The following is an 18,694-nucleotide window of genomic DNA, read 5'->3' as shown; positions in this document are numbered from 1 at the left end:
CCCCGGACGGGGGTCGCAGGCAGGAGGGGTGAACGTGACGATCGAGACGACGGATGCCGCGGGGCGCACGCCGCGCGAGGCGCGTCCCGCGCCCGGCGACCGGACGCCGGCGGGTGATCGACCGGCCCGCCCGCCGCGCCCGGCATCGCGCCCGCACGGGCAGTGGAAGGTCGACGGCACCGCGCCGCTGAACGCCAACGAGGAGTGGAAGCAGGTCGACGGGGGCCTCGCCGTGCGCGAGCGCATCGAGACGACCTACGCGCAGGGCGGCTTCGCGTCGATCGACCCGACCGACCTGCACGGCCGCTTCCGCTGGTGGGGGCTGTACACGCAGCGCAAGCCCGGCATCGACGGCGGCAAGACGGCGACGCTCGAGCCGCACGAGCTCGAGGACGAGTACTTCATGCTGCGGGTCCGCATCGACGGCGGGCAGCTGACGACGGAGCAGCTGCGGGTCATCGGCGGCATCTCGACCGAGTTCGCGCGGGGCAGCGCCGACCTCACCGACCGGCAGAACGTGCAGCTGCACTGGATCCGCGTGGAGGACGTGCCCGAGATCTGGCGGCGCCTCGAGGCGGTGGGCCTCGGCACCACGGAGGCGTGCGGCGACGTGCCGCGTGTCGTGCTCGGCTCTCCGGTCGCGGGCATCGCCGCCGACGAGCTGATCGACCCGACCCCGCAGATCGACGAGATCACGAGCCGCTTCATCGGCGACGAGTCGCTCGCGAACCTGCCGCGCAAGTTCAAGTCGGCCATCACGGGCCACCCGAGCCAGGACATCGTGCACGAGATCAACGACGTCGCGTTCGTCGCGGTCGAGCACCCCGAGCTGGGCATCGGGTACGACCTCTGGGTGGGCGGCGGTCTCTCGACCGCGCCCCGGCTCGCGGAGCGACTCGGCGTCTTCGTCGCGCCCGCGCAGGTCGCCGATGCGTGGCACGGGGTCGCGCAGATCTTCCGCGACTACGGCTACCGGCGCCTGCGCAACAAGGCGCGGCTGAAGTTCCTGCTCGCCGACTGGGGTGCGGCGAGGTTCCGCGAGGTGCTCGAGACCGAGTACCTCGGCGCCCCGCTGCCCGACGGGCCGGCCGCGCCGACCCCGTCGACGACCGGCGACCACGTCGGCGTGCACCGCCAGCGCGACGGCCGGTACTACGTCGGCGCGACCCCGATCGTCGGGCGCATCTCGGGTGAGACCCTCACCGCGCTCGCCGAACTCGTCGAGGCGCACGGGTCGAGCCGCCTGCGCACCACGCCGCACCAGAAGGTCGTGATCCTCGACATCCCCGAGGAGCGGGTCGAGTCGCTCATCGCCGGCCTCGACGCGCTCGGGCTGCAGGCCCGGCCGAGCCTGATCCGCCGCGGTACCATCGCCTGCACCGGCATCGAGTACTGCAAGCTCGCGATCGTCGAGACCAAGGGCAACGCGACCGCGGCCGTGCTCGCGCTCGAGGAGCGGCTCGACGCGTTCGACCTGCCGCACCCGATCAGCCTGCACGTGAACGGCTGCCCCAACTCCTGCGCGCGCATCCAGACGGCGGACATCGGGTTGAAGGGCCAGCTCGTCACCATCGACGGCGAGCAGGTGCCGGGCTACCAGGTGCACCTCGGCGGCGGGCTGGCGTCGCGCGATCGCGACGAGGCCGGACTCGGCCGCACCGTGCGCGGCCTCAAGGTCGCCGCCGACGGCATCGCCGACTACGTCGAGCGGGTCGTCACGCGGTTCCTCGACGAGCGCGACGCGGCAGCCGACGAGACGTTCGCCCAGTGGGCGCACCGGGCCGACCAGGAGTCGCTGCGATGAGCGCGCGCAACCTGGGCGGCACGGCGACGGATGCCCGTGAGCCCGGCGTCGCGCCCGCGGCATCCGCCACCGCCCCGGCGCGAGCAGCGGATGTCCCCTGGGCCGACCTCGCGCCCGGGGCGTCCGCCCGCCGCTCCCCCGACGACCTGCGCGCCCTCGCCGAGGCGGGGAACGCCGCGCTCGGCAGCCTGACCGACCGCGAGGCCTCCCCCGCCGAGGTCGTCGCGTGGGCCGCCCGGCACTTCGCGACGGATGCCGCGGCCGTCGCCTGCTCGATGGCCGACGCCGCACTGCCGCACCTGGTCGCCGAGCACCTGCCGGGCGTCGACGTGCTCTTCCTCGACACCGGCTACCACTTCGCCGAGACCCGCGTCACGCGCGACGAGGTCGCCCGGCAGCTCGACGTGCGGGTCGTCGACGTGCTCCCCGAGCAGACCGTCGCCGAGCAGGACGCCGAGTTCGGCGCCGAGCTGTTCGCACGCGACCCGGGCCTGTGCTGCGCGCGCCGCAAGGTGGCACCGCTGCAGCGGGCGCTCGCGGGCTACGAGGTGTGGTTCACGGGCGTGCGCCGCGATGAGTCGCCGACCCGCGCGCAGACCCCGCTCGTCACGTTCGACGAGCGCAACGGGCTCGTGAAGGTGAACCCCGTCGCGGCGTGGAGCTTCGACGACCTGCTCGACTACGCGGGCGCGCACGCGGTGCCCGTGAACCTCCTCATGTCGCACGGCTACCCGTCGATCGGGTGCGAGCCGTGCACGAAGCCCGTCGCCGCGGGCGACGACCCGAGGTCGGGCCGCTGGGCCGGCCTCGCCAAGACGGAATGCGGGTTGCACCTATGACCGAGACGCTCACCGCCCGGCCGGCCGATGCCGAGACCCGAGCGGACGCCCCGCCTGCGGCGCCCGCGCTCGACACCCTCGACGCGCTCGAGGCCGAGGCGATCCACGTGATCCGCGAGGTCGTCTCGGAGTTCGAGCGACCCGTGCTGCTGTTCTCGGGAGGCAAGGACTCGGTCGTCGTGCTGCACCTGGCGGCGAAGGCGTTCCGGCCCGGACGGGTGCCGTTCCCGCTGCTGCACGTCGACACCGGCCACAACTTCCCCGAGGTGCTGCGCTTCCGCGACGAGACCGCCGCGCGGCACGGCATCCGCCTCGAGGTGGCATCCGTGCAGGACTACCTCGACGACGGCCGCCTCCAGGAGCGCGCCGGCGGCACCCGCAACCCGTTGCAGACGCTGCCACTGCTCGACGCGATCGCCGCGGGCCGCCACGATGCGGTCTTCGGCGGTGCCCGGCGCGACGAGGACAAGGCGAGGGCCAAGGAGCGCATCATCTCGCTGCGCGACGAGTTCGGCCAATGGGACCCGCGCAACCAGCGCCCCGAGCTCTGGAGCCTCTACAACGGGCGCCACACGGTGGGCCAGCACGTGCGCGCGTTCCCCATCTCGAACTGGACCGAGCTCGACGTCTGGCGCTACATCGAGCGCGAGCGCATCGCGCTGCCGCCGCTGTACTTCGCGCACGAGCGCGACGTCTATGCGCGCGACGGCATGTGGCTCGCGGTGAGCGACGTGTCGGCGCCCCGTGCGGGCGAGCAGGTCGAGCGCCGCACGGTGCGGTACCGCACGGTGGGCGACCTGAGCTGCACGGGCGCGGTCGCGTCGGATGCATCCGATCTCGCCGCCATCGTGCGCGAGGTGGCCGCGTCGACCATCACCGAACGCGGCGCGACCCGCGCCGACGACCGCCTCTCGGAGGCGGCCATGGAGGACCGCAAGAAGGAGGGGTACTTCTGATGACGGATGCCACGACGGTGCTCGCACCCGCGAGCGCGACGGATGCCCCGGCGAGCGCCGCGGCCGCCGCACCGGGCGCCGGCACGACCACGCTCTTCCGCTTCGCGACCGCGGGCAGCGTGGACGACGGCAAGTCGACCCTCGTCGGGCGGCTGCTGCACGACTCGAAGGCGATCCTCGCCGACCAGTTCGCGCAGGTCGCCCGCACCTCGCGCGAGCGCGGCTTCGGCCAGGGCACGGGCTTCGACTTCGCGCTGCTCACCGACGGGCTGCGCGCGGAGCGCGAGCAGGGCATCACGATCGACGTCGCCTACCGGTACTTCTCGACCGGGCAGCGCAGCTTCATCCTCGCCGACTGCCCCGGCCACGTGCAGTACACGCGCAACATGGTCACGGGCGCGACCACGGCCGACGCGGTCGTGGTGCTCGTCGACGGACGCTCGGGCGTGCTCGAGCAGACCCGGCGGCACCTCGCGGTCGTGGCGCTGCTGCGCGTGCCGCACGTGATCGTCGCGGTGAACAAGATCGACCTGCTCGGCTACGACGAGGGCGCGTTCACCCGCGTCGCCGACGACGTGCGGGGGGTCGCGGCCGAGCTCGGCGTCGCCGCCGTCGACGTACTGCCGGTGTCGGCGCTCGAGGGCGACAACGTGGTCGAGCGCTCGGCTCGCACGCCGTGGTACGACGGCCCGGCGCTGCTCGAACTGCTCGAGTCGCTGCCGCCGCGCGAGGAGCTCGCGGCCGAGGCCGAGCCGTTCCGCCTGCCCGTGCAGCTCGTGCTGCGCCCGCAGGGCGGGCTCGCGCCCGACCTCGCCGACGACCCGGAGACCGCCGAGCGCTACCGCGACTACCGGGCGGCGGCCGGACGCATCGCGTCGGGCACCGTGCGCGTCGGCGACCGGGTCGCGGTCTTCCCGTCGGGCATCGAGACGACCGTCACCGGCATCGAGTCGGCGGGTGCGCCCGTCGGCGCGGCAACCGCGCCGCAGTCGGTGGCGCTGCGCCTGGCCGACGACGTCGACCTCGCCCGCGGCACGCTGCTCGCGGTGGCCGGCACCCTGCCCGAACCGCGCCGCGAGCTCGACGCCGACCTGTTCCAGCTCGACCCGCGCACGCTCGCGACCGGAGCACGGGTGCTCGTCAAGCACGGCACCACGACGGTGCAGGCGATCGTCGCCGAGGTCCGCTCCCGACGCGACCTCGAGACCCTGGCCCACGAGCCGGCCGAGGCGCTGGCCCAGAACGACATCGGCCGCGCCCGGCTGGTGCTCGCGGCGCCGCTGCCGGTCGAGCCGTACTCCCGGCACCGCGCCGGCGGGTCGTTCCTCGTCATCCACCCGGCCGACGGCGCGACCCTCGCCGCGGGCACCGTGCGGGACTGACCGTGGGCACCCCCGAGACGCAGGCCCAGTCGCCGCCCGGCGGCGCGGCGGCCGTGCGGCTGACGCCGAGCTTCGACGAGGGCGCGCCCGCACGGCAGGCCGGCCCGGCTCCGGTCGCGATCCGCGTCGAGCACGTCTCGCAGCGCTACGGGCGCGGCCCGCTGGTGCTCGACGACGTCTCGCTCGAGGTCGCGCAGGGCGAGTTCGTCTGCCTGCTGGGGGCATCCGGATGCGGCAAGTCGACCCTGCTCGGACTGCTGGCGGGCCTCGACGCTCCGTCCGTCGGCACCGTCTCGACCCCTGCGGGCGGCGCGGCGGCGATGTTCCAGGAGTCCGCGCTGCTGCCGTGGCTGAGCGCGCGCCGCAACGTGGAGCTCGCGCTGAAGCTGCGTGGCGTCGCCCGTGCCGAGCGACGCCGGCGCGCGCTCGACCTGCTCGACGTGGTGCACCTCGCCGACGCCGCCGACCGTCGGCCGCACGAGCTGTCGGGCGGCATGCGACAGCGCGTCGCGCTCGCCCGCGCGCTCGCGCAGGACCGCCCCGTGCTGCTCATGGACGAGCCGTTCGCGGCGCTCGACGCGATCACCCGAGACGTGCTGCACGACGAGCTCGAGCGGGTCTGGCGCGCCACCGGGCGCACGATCGTCTTCGTCACGCACAACGTGCGCGAGGCGGCGCGGCTCGGCCAGCGGGTCGTGCTGCTCGGCAGCCGACCGGGCCGCGTCGAGCGCGAGTGGCGCATCGGGCGCACCGAGGGACGGCGCATCGAGTCGCCCGAGGTCGGCGCGATCGCGGCCGAGATCACCGACCACCTCCGCAGGGAGATCCGCCGCAATGCCGCGTGAGACCCCCACGGTCGACGACCATCGGCGCCTGGAGGCCGGACTCGACCGGCTGCAGACGAGCGCGCCCGCCACGTCGAGCGCGCTCGGCCGGTTCACCGCGTCGGCGCTGCCGCCGGTCGTGTTCGTCGCCCTGCTGCTCGTCGCCTGGCAGGCGGCGGTCGTGCTGCTGCATCCAACGCCCGCCGTGCTGCCCGCACCCGCCGCCGTGGCGGGCGCCGTCGGCGCCGCCTGGGCGTCGGGCGTGCTGCCCGCGGCAGTCGCCACGAGCCTCAGCCGCGCTGCCGTGGGCTTCGCGCTCGCGATCGTCGTCGGCACCCTGCTCGGACTGCTGCTCGCCGAGGTGCGCCCGATCCGACGCGCGGTCGGGCCCGTCGTCTCGGGCCTCATGGTGCTGCCGTCGGTCGCGTGGGTGCCCGCGGCGACCCTGTGGTTCGGACTGAGCGACGCGCTCGTCACCTTCGTCGTGCTGATGGGCGGCGTGCCGTCGATCGCGCTCGGCCTGGTCTCGGGCGTCGACCAGGTGCCGCCGCAGCTGCGCCGCGTGGGCCGCGTGCTCGGCGCCGGGCGCGTGCGGCAGGCGGTCGACATCGTCTTCCCGGCCGCACTGCCCGGCTACCTCGCCGGCCTCCGCCAGGGCTGGGCGTTCTCGTGGCGCGGGGTGCTCGCCGCCGAGATCATCGCCGTCGGCGGCTCGCTCGGCACCGGCGTCGGGGCGCTGCTCCAGGGCAGCCGCGAGGCCACCGACCTCGCGGGCGTGCTCGGCGCCATCCTCGTGATCCTCGCGATCGGCATCGCCGTCGAACTCGCCCTGCTCTCGCCCGTCGAGCGTCGCGTGCTGCGCGGCCGCGGGCTGGCCCCGGGCGGGGCGTCGTGAACGCCCGCCACGAGCGGCGCGAGCGGACCCGCTCGACGCCGCCGGCGCGGCATCCGTCGCCCGCGCCCGCCCCCGCGAACCACCGAACCACCGAGCCCCCGCCCCGAGCACGGGCGGACCCCCGACCGAACCCCTGACCCTCCCACGCCACCGAAAGGCCACCCCACGATGACCCTCTCCCTCCGCGTCGCGATCGTCGGCGCCGGCCCCGCCGGCATCTACGCGGGCAACATCCTCCGCCGCCAGGTCGACGACGCCGGCGGCGAGGTCGCGATCGACCTGTTCGAGTCGCTGCCCGCGCCGTACGGCCTCATCCGCTACGGCGTCGCACCCGACCACCCGCGCATCAAGGGCATCGTGCACTCGCTGCACGAGATGCTCGACGAGGGCACGATCCGCCTCATCGGCAACGTCGAGGTGGGCCGCGACGTCACGGTCGACGAGCTGCGCGAGCGCTACGACGCCGTCGTCTTCGCGACCGGCGCGCTGCGCGACGCCCCGCTCGACATTCCGGGCATCGACCTGCCCGGCTCGTACGGCGCGGCCGACCTCGTCGCCTGGTACGACGGGCACCCCGACGTGCCGCGCGACTGGCCGCTCGAGGCGGAGCAGATCGCGGTGATCGGCAACGGCAACGTGGCGCTCGACGTGGCGCGCGTGCTGGCGAAGCATCCGGCCGACCTGCTCACGACCGACATCCCCGCGAACGTGCACGCCGGGCTGCTCGCCTCGCCCGTGACCGACGTGCACGTGTTCGGCCGCCGCGGACCGTCGCAGGTGAAGTTCACGCCGATCGAGCTGCGCGAGCTCGGGCACGTGCCCGACGTCGACATCGTGGTGTACGACGACGACTTCGACCGCGCCGAGGGCGACCCGCACGCGGCGCAGCTCGTCGCCACGAACAACCAGGTCAAGGTCATGACCCGCACCCTGCACGGCTGGCGCCGGGCCGCGGGCGACGCGCCGACCGCGTCGCGCCGACTGCACCTGCACTTCTTCCACGCACCGGTCGAAGTGCTCGGCGACGACGCCGTCGAGGGCGTGCGGTTCGAGCGCACCCGCCCCGTGGGCGACGGCTCGGTCGCGGGCACCGGCGAGTTCGTCGACGTGCCCGTGCAGGCCGTGTACCGCGCGGTCGGGTACGCGAGCTCGCCGCTGCCGGGCGTGCCGTTCGACGATGCGGCGCGCGTGATCTCGAACTCCGAAGGGCGGGTGACGGATGCCACGGGCTCCGCGGTTCCCGGCCTCTACGCGACCGGCTGGATCAAGCGCGGCCCCGTCGGCCTCATCGGCCACACGAAGGGCGACGCGCTCGAGACGATCACGCACCTCGTCACCGACGCGCGGGCCGGCGTGCTGGCGGCGCCCGGGGCGGCGCCGACGGTCGACGCCGCGGACGGCGACGAGGTGCTCGCGCTGCTCGAGGCACGGGGCATCCGCTTCACGACCTGGGCCGGATGGCTCGCGCTCGACGCGCACGAGCGCGCACTGGGCGAGGCGTTCGCGGGCCCGGTCGCGCGCGAGCGCGTGAAGGTCGTGCCCCGCGACGAGCAGGTCGAGGTGTCGCGCCGGGACGCGCTCGTCGCCGGCTGACCGGTGCGGGCGCCCCACTCGAGGGGCGCTCGCACCCTGCCTCCACCGGGTACGCGAACGGTGGAAACGCTGCGCGGATATCCGCAGTTTGCGTACTCTCGGCGGCGCGGGGGGCCGCGGCGGACTAGCGCTGGAGCTCGATGGGGCGGATGCGACCCGCGACCTGCGCGGTCGGCCAGCGCGGGTCGTGGGTGAGGCGTTCGATGCCGTCCGCGCCGACGAGCACGGTGTCCTCGACCTTCGCGCCAGGCGCGGTCGGGTTCCAGGCGAACGCCTGCCCGGCCTGCACGACGTCGGCGATGCCGGGCACCGCGCGCGGGTCGCGGCCCGCGTAGCCGGCGGCGCCGCCCTGGTGGTGGGTGCGCCACTCGTCGGGGTCGAAGCCGTTGGCGCCGTACGCGGCGATGCCCGTGGCGAACGCGTCGCCGAGCGTCGCGCCCGGCACGGTGGCGTCGAGGAACGCGGACTCCACGGCGAGGATGCGCTGCTCGGCGTCGGCCTCCTCGGGGCGGGCGGCGCCGAAGCGCACCCAGCGCGTCGCGTTGGCGATGAGCCCGTGGCGGCGCCCGCAGACGACGAGCATGGCCCGGTCGCCGACCGGCGCGGCGGTGGGCAGCGGATGCCGGTGGGCCAGCCGCGACCGCCCCGCGACGAGGGTCACCAGGGGGTCGATGCCCCGCGCGGCGAGGCCGGCGGCGAGCGCCGCGGCGACGTCGCGCTCGGACTGCTCGGGGTGGGCGCCCGCGGCGGCATCCGTCAGCACCTCGGCGACCTCGCGGCAGAGCGCGCGGTAGCGTGCCAGCTCCCCCGGCAGCAGCGACGCGCGCGCGGCGCGCAGTTCGGCCGCGACGTCGCCCTCGCGCAGCACGCCGTCGGGCACGGTCGCCGCGAGCGGCTCGTGCCAGTCGACGCGGTGCAGCGACGCGTCGGGGTCGTGCGGCAGTTCCTCGGCGAGCATCCGCTCGGCCTCGTTGCCGAAGACCAGCCACTCGTCGGCGTCGCGCGCGACGAGCACCGCGGCGATCGGGTCGCCCGCGAGGGAGACGTGCACGCGTGCGCCGTCGAGGTACCACGACAGCGCGGTCGCCGAGGTGAGCAGCAGTCGGTCGGCCCCGCGCGCGTCGAGCAGGTCGAGCAGCCGGCGGCGCTTGACGGCGCGGTCGGCGGCCACCGGTGCGTCGCCCGCACCCGCGGGGGCGCCGGCGACGTCCGGCGGCCCGGCGGCGAGCGCCGGATCGTCCTGGGGGCCGATCGCCGGGCTCATGCGCGCACCGCCCCGGAGCCCACGCGCACCCGGCCGGTCGTCGCGCGCACCTCGAGGCGCGGTCGATAGAGCAGCGTGTGGGGCGAGACGCCGCCGGCGATGAGCGTGCCGAGGCGCTGCCACACCTGCGCGCCGAGTTCACCGCGCGGCACCGACATGGTGGTGAGCGGGGGCGTCGAGTAGCGGGCGAAGGGCGAGTCGTCGAAGCCCGCGATCGAGAGCTCGCCCGGCACGTCCACGCCGAGCTCGGCGAGCCGGTGCAGGAGGCCGAGCGCCACGAGGTCGTTGTACCCGAGCACCGCGGTCGCACCGGCATCACGCTCGGCGAGCACCGCCTCGGCCGCCGCCGCACCGTCGTCGAGGCGCGAGCCGCAGCCGACGACGGTGGTGACGAGGCCGGGGTGCGTCTCGCGGGCGGCGGCCAGGCCGCGTTCGCGTTCGCCGTTCGACACGCTCGACGCGGGCCCGGCGAGGTAGACGATGCGACGGTGGCCGAGCGCCACGAGGTGGTCGACGAGGTCGTGGATGCCGCGGGCGTAGTCGACGCCGACCCACGGCACGCCGGCCGCGTCGAGGGGCCGGTTGACGACGACGACCGGTGCCAGCCGTGCGACGAGCTGCCGCAGCCGCGACTCGGGCATGCGCGGCGCGCAGAGCACGATCGCGTCGCAGCGACGCCGCGCCTCGAGGGCGACGGCCTCCTCCGCCTCGGCGCGCTCGTCGGTGTCGGCGACGAGTACGCGGTACCCGTCGGCGTCGGCGGCGAGGGTCAGGCCCTTGAGGATGCCCTGGAACAGGGGGTTCGCGAGGTCGGGCACGACCATGGCGACCGTGTGGTTGCGACCCTGCACGAGGCTGCGCGCCGCGAGGCTCGGCTCGTACCCCAGCTCGGCGACCGCGACGCGCACCGCGTCCGCGATGGCGGGGTCGACGTTGGGCTTGCCGTTCAGCACGCGCGAGACCGAGGCCTGGGAGACGCCGGCGTGCCGGGCGACGTCGACGATCGTGACCGGTCGCTGCCGCTCCGCCATGGCGCCTCCCAGAAATCGTTTACCCAATCATAGCCATCGAGTTGTCGAGATCCGCGGAATCTCCTAGACTTTCGCGAGAAAACGATTTCTCACCAAGGAGTGCAATGCGTGTCGTCGTGACCGGATCCGCCGGACGCCTGGGTCGCAGCGTCGTGCACGGCCTCGCCGAAGCGGGCCACGAGGTGATCGGCGCCGACCGCGTGCCGACGCCCGGCCCCGCGGCGTCGCAGCACGTCGTCGACCTCGCCGACCAGGCCGCGACCGACGCGCTGTTCGCCGCGGTCCGCCCCGACGCACTCGTGCACCTCGCCGGCATCGCGGTGCCGTTCAGCGCACCCGAGCGCGAGATCCTCGTCACGAACACCACGCTCGGCTACGGCGTGCTCGCGTCGGCCGCGGCGCACGGCGCCACACGGGTGCTCGTCGCGTCGAGCCCGACGATCATGGGCTACGGCATTCCGTCGTGGCGCGCGCGGTACGCACCGCTCGACGAGGCACACCCGGTGTCGCCGTGGAACGCCTACGCGCTCTCGAAACTCGTCATCGAGCAGGAGGTCGCGATGTTCGGCCGCGCGGCCGGCGCCGACGGACCGGTCTTCGGCGCGTTCCGCCCCTGCTACGTCATCTCCCCCGAGGAGTGGCAGGGCGCGCCCACCCAGCAGGGCCATACGGTCGCCGAGCGCCTCGCCGACCCCGCCCTCGCCGCGGTCAGCCTCTTCAACTACGTCGACGCCCGCGACGCCGCCGGATTCGTCGACACCTGGCTGCAGGCGGCGCCCGAGCTCCCGCAGGGCGAGACGTTCTTCGTCGGCGCGGCCGACGCCATGGCCACGCGCCCCGTCGCCGAGCTCTGGCGGGAGTACCTGCCCGCCCTCGGCGAGGCCGGCGACGCGCTCACCGGCGACTCCCCCGTCTTCTCGGTCGCGAAGGCCGCGTCGCTGCTCGGCTGGAAGCCGACGCGCCGCTGGCGCGACGAGCTCGCGGCCCCCGTGCCCGGCACGACCGAGGCATCCGCCACCCCCACGACCACAGGAGCACCGTGACCTCGCCCCTCGCCTTCGACGGCGTCCTCTTCTTCCCCGTCACCCCGTTCGGCGCCGACGGCACCCCCGACCTCGACGTGCTCGCCGACCATGTCGGCTCGCGGCTCGAGCACGGCCCGGGCGGCGTGTTCCCCGCGTGCGGCACGGGCGAGTTCCATGCCCTCTCGACCGGCGAGGTCGACGCGGTCGTACGCCGCACCGTGGAGGTCGTCGACGGTCGCGTGCCCGTGATCGCCGGGGCGGGCGGCGCGCTCGGCCAGGCGATCGAGCAGGCGCGCAATGCGGCGGATGCGGGGGCCGACGGCATCCTGCTGCTGCCGCCCTACCTGGTCGGCGGCACGACCGACGGACTCGTCGCGTGGGTCGAGCAGGTCGCCGCCGCGAGCCCGCTGCCGGTCATCGTCTACCACCGCGCCACTGCGCGCTTCACACCCGATGCGATGCGCCGACTCGCGGCCAACCCGAAGATCGCGGGCTTCAAGGACGGCACGGGCGACATCGGCCTCACCCAGGAGATCGTGCTCGCCGCGGGCGAGTCGGGCCGCGAGCTGCACTTCTTCAACGGGCTGCTCACGGCCGAGCTCAGCCAGGGGGCGTTCCGCGGCATCGGCGTGCCCCTGTACTCGTCGGCCGCGTTCGCGATGATCCCCGAGCTCGCCGCCCTGCACTACCGCGCGTACACCGACGGCGACGAGGCGACCCGCCTCCACCTGCTGCGGGAGTTCTACGTGCCGCTCGTGAACCTGCGCGACGAGACCCCCGGCTTCGGCGTCTCGCTCATCAAGGCCGGCCTGCGGTTGCAGGGGCTCGCGGTCGGCTCGGTGCGCCCGCCGCTCGTCGACCCGACGCCCGAGCAGGAGGCGCGCCTCTCCGCCATCCTCGACCGCGGCCGCGCACTCGTCGCGGAGCTCGCCTCGGCATGAGCGTCACGATCGCGTCGCTCGCCACCCGGCTCATCCGGGTGCCGCTGACGCGCCCGTGGGGGCCCGACGTCACCGAGCTCGGCGTCATCGAGACGGTCGTCACCGACTCCGACGGCGCCACCGGCTACGGCTTCTCGTGGACGCCGACGATCGGCGCGGCATCCGTGCAGGCGCTGCTCGACCAGGAGATCACGGCGTTCGCGGTCGGCAGGCCGACGGATGCTGCGGAGCTGTGGCCCGCGCTCTGGCGCCACCTGCACGAGGCCGGCGGCGGGGGCATCACGACGATCGCCATGGCGGGCCTCGACCTCGCCCTCTGGGACCTCGCGGGGCGGCGCGCCGGCACGAGCGTGGTCGACCTCGTCGGCCGCACGCAGGAGACCGCCGAGGTCTACGGCAGCGGCGTGAACCTGCACTACCCGCTCGCCGAGCTCGTCGCCCAGGCCGAGCGCTGGGTCGCGGCCGGCTACGACGCCGTCAAGGTGAAGGTCGGCAGCCCCGACCTCGCGCGCGACGTCGAGCGCCTCGCCGCGTTGCGCGAGGTGCTCGGGCCCGACCGCCGCCTCATGATCGACGCCAACCAGCGCTGGAACCTCGACCGGGCGACCGCAGCCCTCGAGGCGTTCACTCCCTTCGCCCCGGCGTGGATCGAGGAGCCGCTGCGCGCCGACGACCTGCCCGCCCACGCGGAGCTGCGCCGCCGCACCGACGTGCCGATCGCGCTCGGCGAGAACGTGCACACCCGCTACCGCTTCGCCGAGTTCCTCGACGCAGGGCTGGTCGACGTCGCCCAGCCGAACATCGTGCGCGTCGGCGGCATCACGCCGTTCCGCGAGATCGTCGCACTCGCCGACGGCTACGGCGTGCAGGTGGCGCCGCACCTGCTGTTCGAGCTCTCCGGTCAGCTCGCACTGACCCTCCCCCGACCGACGCTCGTCGAGGACGTGGAGGACGCCACGTTCTCCGCCCTCGGCGCGCTCTCAGGCCCCGCGCCCGTCAGCGTCGACGGCGCGCGGCTCTCGTTCGACCCCGTGCCCGGGCTCGGGCTGCGCTTCGCGTAGTCCGCCGCCCCGCCGCATCCGCCCGCTCCGACGCACCCATCGCACCACCGCCCCGACCCGCACCACCGGAGGACCGACATGGAGACCACGCCCGACCAGCTGCGCCAGGTGACGGATGCCGCCCAGGCGGCCTTCGCCCGCACCGCCGACGCCCCCGCGGCCGACCGCGCCGCCTGGCTGCGCGCGGCCGCCGACGCGCTCGACGCGCACGTCGAGGAGCTCGTCGCGATCGCCGACGAGGAGTCGCACCTCGGGGTGCCCCGCCTGACCGGCGAGGTCGCCCGCACGACCGGCCAGCTGCGCATGTTCGCGGCCGTCGTGGAGGAGGGCTCGTACCTCGAGGCGATCATCGACCACGCGAACCCCGACGCGGTGCCGCCGACGCCCGACCTGCGCCGCCTGCTGCGCCCGCTCGGGCCCGTCGCGGTGTTCAGTGCGTCGAACTTCCCGTTCGCGTTCTCGGTCGCGGGCGGCGACACCGCCTCGGCGCTCGCGGTCGGCTGCCCCGTGATCGTGAAGGGGCACTCGGCGCACCCGCGGCTCTCGCGACGCACGGCCGAGCTCGTCGGCTCGGCGCTCCGCGCCGCGGGTGCGCCCGACGGCGTGTTCGCGCTCGTCGAGGGCCGCGCTGCGGGCGTCGCCCTCGTGCAGGAGCCGGCGATCCGCGCGGTGGGCTTCACCGGCTCGCTGCACGGCGGGCGCGCGCTGTTCGACCTCGCCGCCGGCCGCCCCGACCCGATCCCGTTCTACGGCGAGCTGAGCGCGATCAACCCGGTGCTCGTCACGCAGGCCGCGCTCTTCGCGCGCGCCGACGAGCTGGCCACCGGCCTCGCCGGCTCCTTCACGCTCGGCGCGGGCCAGTTCTGCACCAAGCCCGGCGTCGTGTTCGTGCCCCGCGGGTCGGACTTCGCCGCCCGCGTCGCGGCGGCCGTGGGCGAGGCGGCGCCGGTGCCGATGCTCACCGACTCGATCGCCGGCGCGTTCGCGTCGGGACTCGGCGACCTCGCCGCACGCGACGGGGTCACCGTGGTCGCGGGCTCGCCCGAGCAGGCGACGGGCACCGGCAGCGCGGTCGTGCTCGAGACCACCGCCGCGGCGGTCCTCGCCGACCCCGAGGGGCTCCTCGCCGAGTGCTTCGGCCCGACCACGCTGGTCGTCGGCTACGACGTCGTCGACGAGGCGCTCGCGGCCATCCGCGCCGTCGGGGGCAGCCTCACCGCGACCGTGCACGCGGAGCCCGACGAGGACGTCTCCGCGATCGTCGACGTGCTGGCCGACATCGCCGGCCGCGTGCTCTTCGCCGGCTGGCCCACGGGCGTCGCCGTCAACTGGTCGCAGCAGCACGGCGGGCCCTGGCCGTCGACGACGTCGATCCACACCTCGGTGGGCGCGACGGCGGTGCGCCGCTTCCTGCGGCCGGTCGCCTACCAGTCGGCGCCGGATGCCGCGCTGCCGCCCGCCCTGCGCGACGCCAACCCGCTCGGCATCCCGCGGCGCGTCGACGGGGTGCTGACGCTCGGGTGAGCGGGCGACGTGCGCCGAAGCCTCGTGAGGGGTAGGCTCCACGCCTCGTGAGCACCACATGAGCGCCGGCAACTACCTCGCGACGGCGACGCCGCTCCGCCTCGCGGTCGGCGGCGTGGGCGTCGGCATCCCGATCCTCGCGGTCGAGCAGGTCGGCGACGTCGCCCTCGGCGGCGCGCTCGTGGCCGTCTCGCTGGCACCGAGCATCCTCGCCGCTCCGCTCGCCGGCGTCGCGCTCGACCGCTCGGCGCACCCGCGCCGGCTCATCGCCGCCGCCGGGTTCGGCTCGGCCGCGGCGTTCGCAGTCGCGGCGTTCCTCGGCCACGTGCCGCTCTGGCTCGTGTTCACGGCGCTGGTGGTCGCGGGCACCGTCTCGCCGTTCACCATGGGCGGCCTGTCGAGCTTCGTGACCGACGAGATCCCGCACGAGCGGCGAGCGTTCGCCCTCGACGCCATGTCGTACAACATCGGCGCGGTCATCGGCCCGGGCACGGTCGCCGCGACTGCGGCGCTCGGCTCCGCCCGCATCGCGATGCTCGTGGTCGCGGCCTCCGCCGCCATCGGCGCGTCCGCCGCCCTGACGACGCACCTGCGCCCGCGCAACGCCTCGGTCGGCTCGCCGTGGCGCGCGATGCGCGACGGCCTCACCTGGATCGCGCGGCACCGCCCCCTCGCGGTCGTCACCGCATCGGGCACGCTCAGCCAGTTCGGCGGCGGCGCGCTCGCGATCGCCGCGGTCGCGCTCACGATCGAACGCGCCGGCGACCCCGACGGCGGCGCCGTCATCGTCTCCGCGTTCGCCGTCGGCGCCCTCGTCGGCTCGCTCTGGATCTCGTGGCGCCCCGACACCCGCTCCCCCGAGTTCTCGATGGGCGCGGGGTTCGCCGCCACCGGTGCGCTCACGATCGTCGCGCTGCTCGACATCGGCTCGTGGTGGACCATCGGCGCGATCGCCCTCTCGGGCGTCTTCACCGCCGCATCGACGGCCGCGATGCTGCGCCTGCGCACCCTGCAGAGCCCCCGCGCGGTGCGCGCACAGGTGTTCACGGTCGGCGGCGGCCTGCGCGCGGCGGCCGCCGCCGCCGGTGCGGGCGTCGCGGGCGTCGCCGCCGTCTCGGTCGGCGCCGGCTGGCTGCTCACCGGCGTCGGCCTGTGCTGGATCGCCTCCGGCGCGCTCCTGCTCGCCTACCCGCGCGGTGCCGCGACGATCGAGGACTGAGCCGGGCGAGCGGACGTCTCGCTTCCGCACCCCGTTGACCCCGCCTGTCGCGGAGCGGCAGGATGAGGAGCCGTGGCGCCGATCGGCGCCGGAGCGGAGCAGCGAGTGAGCGACGGCACCCCATCCGGGCACGACGACGAGGGCCGCAACGACGCGCAGCCGAGCGGTGCGGACGCAACCGGCTCCGCGTCGCGCACCGCGGCCGAGCGCAGCACCCCCGGGACGAGCGCCCCCGCCGACGCTGCCGCTCCCGACGGGCGCACCCGCCGCGTGCGCCCCGTGCGCGTCTGGGACCTGGTGCTCTCGATCGTGCTCGTGCTGCTGCTCATCGGCGTCGCGATCACGGGCGTGTTCATCGGGTCGCTGTTCGCCCTGAGCGCCCCGAACTGCGTGAACGGCTCGTGCGACCTGTTCACGGTCGGCCTGAACGTGGCGATCTGGGGGCCGATCGTCGTCGGCGTGGTCTGCCTCGTCGCGACGATCACGCTGCTGGTGCTGCGCAAGCGCGCATTCTGGGTGCCGCTCGCGGGCATCGCGGGCGTCGCCGTCGTCGTGTTCGTCGGCGGGGCGATCGCCCTGATCGCCGGAGCCGCCTGACGCGCCGACGCCGGCCCCGGGGCATCCGCTCACCCCATCTCGATCGACGGGGCCTGCGGCGCCCTACGCCGGAACGCCGAGCTCCAGTTCGGCGATGCGCACCGGCAGGCCGGTCTCGAGCGAGCGGTTGCCCGCGATGCCCACGCTGACCGCACGCACGCCGTCCGCGTAGCGGGCGATGCGCCCCAGCGGGGCATCCGCCTGCACCCGGTGGAAGAGGTGCTCGAGCAGGAACGCGTCGCCGCCGCCGTGGCCGCCGACGCCCTCGGGGATCGGCACGACCTGCGCGCCCTCCCAGTGCCGCTGCAGCACGAGGCGCTCGGAGTCGGGACGCACCTCGTCCTCGGGCGAGTAGCCGGGGTGCATGCTCGGGTCGACCACGACCCGGCCGTCCTCGCCGACGAGCACGGCGCCGCGCTCGACGACCTCGAGCTCGGCGCGGCCCTCGGTGCCGTTCACGGTCACGCGGTAGCCCTCCCACGGGCTGTGGGCGTTCAGCGAATAGCTCATGGTCGCGCCCGAGTCGTAGTCGACCAGCACCGAGAGGTTGTCCTCGATCGTGATGCCGGCGTCGAACACGTCACGGTCGCGCAGGTAGCCGTCGTGGCCCTCGTTGTCGAGGTAGAGCTCCTTCATGCGGGCATCGAGCGAGAGGTCGAGCGCGAACGGGTCGCCGGTCGTGCCCGTGCCGCGCTCGGGGCGCGCGCCGAGGCCGCGCGCCTGCGCGTTGTCGGCGCCGTAGAAGCGCAGGCCGCCGCTCGCGAACACCCGCACCGGAGCCGCGCCGATCCACCAGTTGACGAGGTCGAAGTGGTGCGAGGCCTTGTGGATGAGCAGGCCGCCGGAGTTCTGCTTGTACCGGTGCCAGCGGCGGAAGTAGTCGGCGCCGTGCACGGTGTCGAGCGCCCACTCGAAGTGCACGCTCGTGACCTCGCCGATCGCGCCCTCGGCGATGAGGCGGCGCAGCGACGAGTTGCGCGGGCTGTAGCGGTAGTTGAACGTCGTGATGACCTCGCGCCCGGTCTCCTCGATCGCCGCGCCGATCGCGCGCACGCCCTCGGCGTCGATCGTGAGCGGCTTCTCGACCACCACGTCGGCGCCCGCGCGCAGCACCCGGGTCACGAACTCGGCGTGGGTGAAGTCGGGCGTCGTGATCACGACGCGGTCGAGCCGCTCGCCCTGCACCATCGACTCGACGTCCTCCACGGCGTAGCGCGTCGGCACCGGGTGGCCGGATGCCACGACCTCGCGCTCGTACACGTCGAGCCTCCCGGGGTTCACGTCGCACCAGGCGACGAGCGTCGCGACCTCGTCGAGGGGCTCGACGCCGAACTGCGTGCCGGTCAGCGCGTTGACGTACATGCCGGCGCGCGATCCGGTGCCGATGAGTCCGTAGCGTTCGGGGGGTGCCATCTGGTCCTTCGCCTCGTCCGTGAGAAACCGTTTCCCGGCACCCGGTCGATCGAATGCCTCGAGCCGCTTCGCGACCCGGGAAAACGTTATCTCAGATCCAACCGTTCCTCCACCCGCCGTCGCACCCCGCCTACGGCCCCGGCGTCCGCACGCCGCCGAGACCCGTCGACGGGCTGCGTTCCCAGCCCTGCGAGCGCAGTCCGGCGACGGGCCCGTTCCACCGTGCGCGCGCGCTCGACCGAAGTCGTCCGGTGCGAGTGCGGGCCGGCTCGGACACCGCATTCCCGCGCGGCGGTAGGGTCGAAGCGACCGCGGGCGTGGCCGCG

At 74.9% G+C, this 18,694-nt stretch carries 16 protein-coding genes; 13 read left to right on the top strand and 3 right to left on the bottom strand.

The features are described from left to right. The first annotated feature begins 34 nt into the window (after positions 1-34). The 7 genes from ABZK10_RS09705 to ABZK10_RS09675 all read left to right on the top strand — a co-directional run bounded on the left by ABZK10_RS09705 (position 35) and on the right by ABZK10_RS09675 (position 8,293). A complete protein-coding gene (locus ABZK10_RS09705; RefSeq protein ID WP_353808985.1) occupies positions 35-1,804 on the top strand; it encodes a nitrite/sulfite reductase in 1,770 nt (589 codons plus the stop codon). Next, a complete protein-coding gene (locus ABZK10_RS09700; protein WP_353808984.1) occupies positions 1,801-2,643 on the top strand; it encodes a phosphoadenylyl-sulfate reductase in 843 nt (280 codons plus the stop codon). Before ABZK10_RS09705 ends, ABZK10_RS09700 begins: the two co-directional genes overlap by 4 nt. Next, the gene (gene cysD / locus ABZK10_RS09695) at positions 2,640-3,599 is read left to right on the top strand and encodes a sulfate adenylyltransferase subunit CysD (protein WP_353808983.1); all 960 of its coding nucleotides are present in this window, start codon (positions 2,640-2,642) and stop codon (positions 3,597-3,599) included. Before ABZK10_RS09700 ends, cysD begins: the two co-directional genes overlap by 4 nt. After that, a complete protein-coding gene (locus ABZK10_RS09690) occupies positions 3,599-4,981 on the top strand; it encodes a sulfate adenylyltransferase subunit 1 (protein WP_353808982.1) in 1,383 nt (460 codons plus the stop codon). Before cysD ends, ABZK10_RS09690 begins: the two co-directional genes overlap by 1 nt. Before the next feature lie 119 nt (positions 4,982-5,100). Then, positions 5,101-5,826: an ABC transporter ATP-binding protein gene (locus ABZK10_RS09685; RefSeq protein WP_353809648.1), complete on the top strand. Its 726-nt coding sequence runs from the start codon at positions 5,101-5,103 to the stop codon at positions 5,824-5,826. Continuing rightward, complete coding sequence (locus ABZK10_RS09680; RefSeq protein WP_353808981.1) at positions 5,816-6,700, top strand: ABC transporter permease; 885 nt, start codon at positions 5,816-5,818, stop codon at positions 6,698-6,700. The genes ABZK10_RS09685 and ABZK10_RS09680 overlap by 11 nt, the downstream gene beginning before the upstream one ends. A gap of 168 nt (positions 6,701-6,868) precedes the next feature. Next, on the top strand, positions 6,869-8,293 hold the full coding sequence (locus ABZK10_RS09675) for an FAD-dependent oxidoreductase (protein WP_353808980.1): 1,425 nt from the start codon (positions 6,869-6,871) through the stop codon (positions 8,291-8,293). Positions 8,294-8,417: 124 nt separating this feature from the next. Here the strand turns inward: ABZK10_RS09675 and ABZK10_RS09670 are convergent, their stop codons facing one another. Continuing rightward, positions 8,418-9,557, bottom strand: coding sequence for a M24 family metallopeptidase (locus ABZK10_RS09670; protein WP_436408508.1), 1,140 nt, complete (start codon positions 9,555-9,557; stop codon positions 8,418-8,420). Next, positions 9,554-10,588, bottom strand: a complete 1,035-nt coding sequence (locus ABZK10_RS09665) for a LacI family DNA-binding transcriptional regulator (RefSeq protein WP_353808979.1) — start codon at positions 10,586-10,588, stop codon at positions 9,554-9,556. The genes ABZK10_RS09670 and ABZK10_RS09665 overlap by 4 nt, the downstream gene beginning before the upstream one ends. Positions 10,589-10,692: 104 nt before the next feature. Between ABZK10_RS09665 and ABZK10_RS09660 the strand changes: the two genes are divergently transcribed. From ABZK10_RS09660 to ABZK10_RS09635, 6 genes are all read left to right on the top strand, one after another. Continuing rightward, a complete protein-coding gene (locus ABZK10_RS09660) occupies positions 10,693-11,631 on the top strand; it encodes an NAD-dependent epimerase/dehydratase family protein (protein WP_353808978.1) in 939 nt (312 codons plus the stop codon). Further along, positions 11,628-12,554, top strand: a complete 927-nt coding sequence (locus tag ABZK10_RS09655) for a 5-dehydro-4-deoxyglucarate dehydratase (protein WP_353808977.1) — start codon at positions 11,628-11,630, stop codon at positions 12,552-12,554. The genes ABZK10_RS09660 and ABZK10_RS09655 overlap by 4 nt, the downstream gene beginning before the upstream one ends. After that, positions 12,551-13,615: a mandelate racemase/muconate lactonizing enzyme family protein gene (locus ABZK10_RS09650; RefSeq protein WP_353808976.1), complete on the top strand. Its 1,065-nt coding sequence runs from the start codon at positions 12,551-12,553 to the stop codon at positions 13,613-13,615. The genes ABZK10_RS09655 and ABZK10_RS09650 overlap by 4 nt, the downstream gene beginning before the upstream one ends. 78 nt (positions 13,616-13,693) lie before the next feature. Then, positions 13,694-15,139 carry an aldehyde dehydrogenase (NADP(+)) gene (locus ABZK10_RS09645; RefSeq protein ID WP_353808975.1) on the top strand — a complete coding sequence of 482 codons (1,446 nt, stop codon included), beginning with the start codon at positions 13,694-13,696 and terminating at the stop codon, positions 15,137-15,139. A gap of 58 nt (positions 15,140-15,197) precedes the next feature. Then, positions 15,198-16,358 carry an MFS transporter gene (locus tag ABZK10_RS09640; RefSeq protein ID WP_353808974.1) on the top strand — a complete coding sequence of 387 codons (1,161 nt, stop codon included), beginning with the start codon at positions 15,198-15,200 and terminating at the stop codon, positions 16,356-16,358. Positions 16,359-16,430: 72 nt separating this feature from the next. Further along, complete coding sequence (locus tag ABZK10_RS09635) at positions 16,431-16,955, top strand: hypothetical protein (protein ID WP_353808973.1); 525 nt, start codon at positions 16,431-16,433, stop codon at positions 16,953-16,955. Positions 16,956-17,018: 63 nt separating this feature from the next. Here the strand turns inward: ABZK10_RS09635 and ABZK10_RS09630 are convergent, their stop codons facing one another. Further along, positions 17,019-18,368: a Gfo/Idh/MocA family protein gene (locus tag ABZK10_RS09630; RefSeq protein WP_353808972.1), complete on the bottom strand. Its 1,350-nt coding sequence runs from the start codon at positions 18,366-18,368 to the stop codon at positions 17,019-17,021. Between the last annotated feature and the right edge of the window lie 326 nt (positions 18,369-18,694).

This window comes from Agromyces sp. SYSU T00194, from assembly GCF_040496035.1.
Taxonomy (GTDB): Bacteria; Actinomycetota; Actinomycetes; order Actinomycetales; family Microbacteriaceae; genus Agromyces; species Agromyces chitinivorans.
Note: the sequence above shows the minus strand (reverse complement) of the source record. Positions and strands in the feature narration are given on the sequence as shown.

What these genes read in the sequence shown, in the direction of transcription:
- ABZK10_RS09700 (WP_353808984.1), top strand. Translation starts at nt 1,801, where the DNA reads ATGAGCGCGCGCAACCTGGGCGGCACGGCGACGGATGCCCGTGAGCCC.
- cysD (WP_353808983.1), top strand. Translation starts at nt 2,640, where the DNA reads ATGACCGAGACGCTCACCGCCCGGCCGGCCGATGCCGAGACCCGAGCG.
- ABZK10_RS09680 (WP_353808981.1), top strand. Translation starts at nt 5,816, where the DNA reads ATGCCGCGTGAGACCCCCACGGTCGACGACCATCGGCGCCTGGAGGCC.
- ABZK10_RS09640 (WP_353808974.1), top strand. Translation starts at nt 15,198, where the DNA reads ATGAGCGCCGGCAACTACCTCGCGACGGCGACGCCGCTCCGCCTCGCG.
- ABZK10_RS09630 (WP_353808972.1), bottom strand. Translation starts at nt 18,368, where the DNA reads ATGGCACCCCCCGAACGCTACGGACTCATCGGCACCGGATCGCGCGCC.
- ABZK10_RS09665 (WP_353808979.1), bottom strand. Translation starts at nt 10,588, where the DNA reads ATGGCGGAGCGGCAGCGACCGGTCACGATCGTCGACGTCGCCCGGCAC.
- ABZK10_RS09660 (WP_353808978.1), top strand. Translation starts at nt 10,693, where the DNA reads ATGCGTGTCGTCGTGACCGGATCCGCCGGACGCCTGGGTCGCAGCGTC.
- ABZK10_RS09650 (WP_353808976.1), top strand. Translation starts at nt 12,551, where the DNA reads ATGAGCGTCACGATCGCGTCGCTCGCCACCCGGCTCATCCGGGTGCCG.
- ABZK10_RS09690 (WP_353808982.1), top strand. Translation starts at nt 3,599, where the DNA reads ATGACGGATGCCACGACGGTGCTCGCACCCGCGAGCGCGACGGATGCC.
- ABZK10_RS09675 (WP_353808980.1), top strand. Translation starts at nt 6,869, where the DNA reads ATGACCCTCTCCCTCCGCGTCGCGATCGTCGGCGCCGGCCCCGCCGGC.
- ABZK10_RS09670 (WP_436408508.1), bottom strand. Translation starts at nt 9,557, where the DNA reads ATGAGCCCGGCGATCGGCCCCCAGGACGATCCGGCGCTCGCCGCCGGG.
- ABZK10_RS09645 (WP_353808975.1), top strand. Translation starts at nt 13,694, where the DNA reads ATGGAGACCACGCCCGACCAGCTGCGCCAGGTGACGGATGCCGCCCAG.